Source organism: Streptomyces milbemycinicus (assembly GCF_002154605.1).
Lineage (GTDB): Bacteria > Actinomycetota > Actinomycetes > Streptomycetales > Streptomycetaceae > Streptomyces > Streptomyces milbemycinicus.
Genome location: NZ_MUNE01000730.1, coordinates 1 through 3,237, shown reverse-complemented (window position 1 = coordinate 3,237; position 3,237 = coordinate 1). Strand labels below are relative to the sequence as shown.

2 protein-coding genes are annotated in these 3,237 nt (G+C 73.7%); both read right to left on the bottom strand.

All coding sequences use genetic code 11. The features are described from left to right. Positions 1-44 precede the first annotated feature (44 nt). Entirely contained in the window at positions 45-2,405 is a 2,361-nt protein-coding gene (locus CCN51_RS44240) for a DEAD/DEAH box helicase (protein WP_086860858.1), read from the bottom strand. Between the two features lie 225 nt (positions 2,406-2,630). Beyond that, a partial coding sequence (locus tag CCN51_RS44235; RefSeq protein WP_211303310.1) for a hypothetical protein occupies positions 2,631-3,237 on the bottom strand: 607 nt, incomplete at its 5' end.

Genomic DNA, 3,237 nt, shown 5'->3' with positions numbered 1-3,237 from the left:
CGGCCGCCGTTCGGTCGGCATCACAGCCGACCGAACGGCGGCCGTCAGCCGTTGCGCTTCCAGCGCGGCTTGTCGGCGCGGCGGTCGAAGGACCGGTCGTGCGAGCGGTCGTAGGACCGGCCGCCGGTGTTGCCGGACCGGTGGTCGTCACGGCGGGCCGGGCGGTCGTCGCGACGGTCACGGCCGAACGGGCGGTCGCCGCCACGGTGGTTGTGGTCGCGGCGCTCGAACGGACGCCCCGGACGGTCGTCACGGCGGTCGTCGCGGCGGTAGCCGCCACGGTCGCGGTCCTCACGACGCTCGAACGGACGCCCGCCACGGTCATCGCGGCGGTCGTCACGCCGGTCGTACGAGCCACGCGGACGGTCCTCGCGGCGGTCGCGGCCGAACGGACGGTCACCACGGTCCCCGTCCCGGCGGTCCCGACGCTCGAACCCACCACGGTCATCGCGGCGGTCGTCACGCCGGTCGTACGAGCCACGCGGACGGTCGTCACGGCGGTCGTCGCGGCGGTAGCCGCCACGGTCGCGGTCCTCACGACGCTCGAACGGACGCCCGCCACGGTCGTCGCGGCGGTCGTCACGCCGGTCGTACGAGCCACGCGGACGGTCGTCACGGCGGTCGCGGCCGAACGGACGGTCACCACGGTCCCCGTCCCGGCGGTCCCGACGCTCGAAGTTGCCCCGCTCGTCACGGCGCTCGTACGAGGAGCGCCGCGGCGCCTCGTCGCCCTGGGCGGCGGCAGCGGGGGCGGCGGCAGGCTCGGCGTCGGCCACCGCGGCCTCGGCCGAACGCTGGGCGGGCACCACGACGTCCGCCGACGCGTCGACGGGGGCGTCGGCGGCGCCTTCCGGGGCGGCAGCGGCGACGGCGGCCACAGAGCCGGCGTCGGCCTCAGCCGCGGCCGACACCGGGGCCACGTGCTCGCCGCGCTCCCGCGCCGCACGCACGGTCAGCCGGTCGGCCTCCTCACGCAGCTCCGCCGCCCGCCGCTGCGCCTTGTCCAGCTCCCGGGTGAGGTCCTGGACGTCGCGCTCGGCCTGCTTGGCGGCGTTCGCGGCCGACTCGGCCTGCACCTCGGTCAGCGAACGGGCGCCTGTGATACGCGCCACGTCCTCGTCGAAGACTCCGGCGCCGCCGACGATGTGGCGCGAGGCGTCGACGCCCGCGTCCTCCATCAGCCGGAAGATCTGCCGCCGCTGGTGCGGCAGCGCCAGCGAGACGACCGTGCCGCTCTGACCCGCCCGCGCCGTACGGCCGGACCGGTGCAGATAGTCCTTGTGGTCGCCGGCCGGGTCCACGTTCAGGACGAGGTCGATGCCGTCGACGTGGATACCGCGCGCGGCGACGTCCGTGGCGACCAGCACATTGACGTAGCCGTCCTTGAAGTCGGCCAGCGTCCGGGTCCTGGCCCCCTGCGTCATACCGCCGTGCAGCGCCTCGGCCCGCACCCCGGCGTCGCGCAGCTGCTCGGCCACGCGGTCAGCGCCGAGCTGGGTCCGTACGAAGATGATCGTGCGGCCCTTGCGCGCGGCGATGGCGGCGGTGACCGGCGCCTTGTCCTTCGGCTTCACCACGAGCACGTGGTGGGTCATGGTCGAGACCGCGCCCGCGGAGGGGTCCACCTCGTGGGTAATCGGGTCGACCAGGTAGCGCTTGACGAGGGTGTCGATCTCGTTCTCGAGCGTCGCGGAGAACAGCAGCCGCTGGCCGCCCTGCGGCACCTGGTCGAGGATCTCGGTGACCTCGGGCAGGAAGCCCATGTCGGCCATCTGGTCGGCCTCGTCCAGGACGGCGACCTGGACCTTGTCCAGCGACGCGGCGCCGCGGTCGATGATGTCGCGCAGCCGGCCCGGGGTGGCGACGAGGATGTCGACCCCGCGCTCCAGCGCGTAGATCTGATTGCCCATCGAGGTGCCGCCGCAGACCACCTTGAGCTTGAGGCCCAGGACGTCGCCGTACGGCTGAAGCGCGTCGCTCACCTGCATGGCGAGCTCGCGGGTCGGGGTGAGGATGAGGCCGCGGGGGCGCTTCTTCTCGGTGTGGCCGCCGGCCAGCGTGGTCAGCAGCGGAAGGCCGAAGGACAGCGTCTTGCCGGAGCCGGTGCGGCCACGGCCGAGGATGTCGCTGCCGGCCATGGCGTCCGGGATGGTCGCGGCCTGGATCGGGAACGGCGTGGTGACGCCGTTCTGCGCCAGCTTGCGGACGATCTGCTCGGGGAGGCCGAGGTCACCGAAGGTAATCTGGGGCTGCTCGGGCTGCTCGGGGGCCTGCGGCTGGTCGGCGGTCTGGCTGTCTTCAGTGGTCTGGGCGGATTCGACGGTCTGAGTGCTCTCGGCCTGCTCGGTCAGCTCGTTCTGCTCGTCGGCAGCGGGCATGACTGTGTGGTCAGTGGCAACGGACATGCGAAATGCGAAACCTTCCGGAGTCTCGGCACGCGCCCAAGCTCCGTGTGATTTCGCAAAAAACCGCCTCAGTGCGGTCAGCCACGGGAAGGTAAGGAACGCGCCACGCGGCGCTCTTCGGTTTGGCGCCGGGCAAATGGGATCAAACGATCTACCACCATACGCACTTCCTCCCCTCAAGAGCAAATCCGCCGCGCGGCGCCTGACGTGCCCTTCGTCACTCCGTCACTCCGTCTCTTCGGCCTCCGGCGCCGGTGACGCGGGCGGGGACGCCGGGGCGGAGGTGGTCGGCCGCGGCGACTCCGGGGCGCTCGACGACGGGCTCGAGGGGGCCGCGGTGGAGGGGGCGCCCCCGGACGGCGCGCCCGGCGACGAGGGCGCGGACGGCACCGGCCGCTGCGGGCCCGGTCCGCTCTTGGGGGGCTTGGCGGGAGAGGGCTCGGCCGCGCCCGGTGCGGAGGCCGAGGCCGACCGCTTCGCCTCCTTCTCCCCCTCGTTCCCCTTCTTCCCGTCCTTCTTCTCGCCCTTTTTCCCATCCTTCCCGTTCTTGGCGTCCCCTCCGTGGTCACCGTCCGGCCCGGCGTCCGGATACGTACGCGCCCTGCCGTCCGACGTCGCCACGCCCCCGCCCGGCTCAGCCGCCCCGTCGCGGTCGCGGGCGCCGTGGTGCGGGCCCGGACGCTTCGGGCCGTCGGACACGCTCGTACAGCCCGCCAGGGCCATGGCCGCGGCGACGAGGGCCGCCACCACGCATGGGCCCCGCTGGGCACGAGAGGTCCGGGACGCCCCGGAGGAGCGGGCGGGACGGTCGGGGCGTCCCGGACCTCTCGTG

Bases quoted from the DNA above. Each gene is read 5' to 3' on its own strand.
- CCN51_RS44240 (WP_086860858.1), bottom strand. From the start codon at position 2,405: ATGTCCGTTGCCACTGACCACACAGTCATGCCCGCTGCCGACGAGCAG.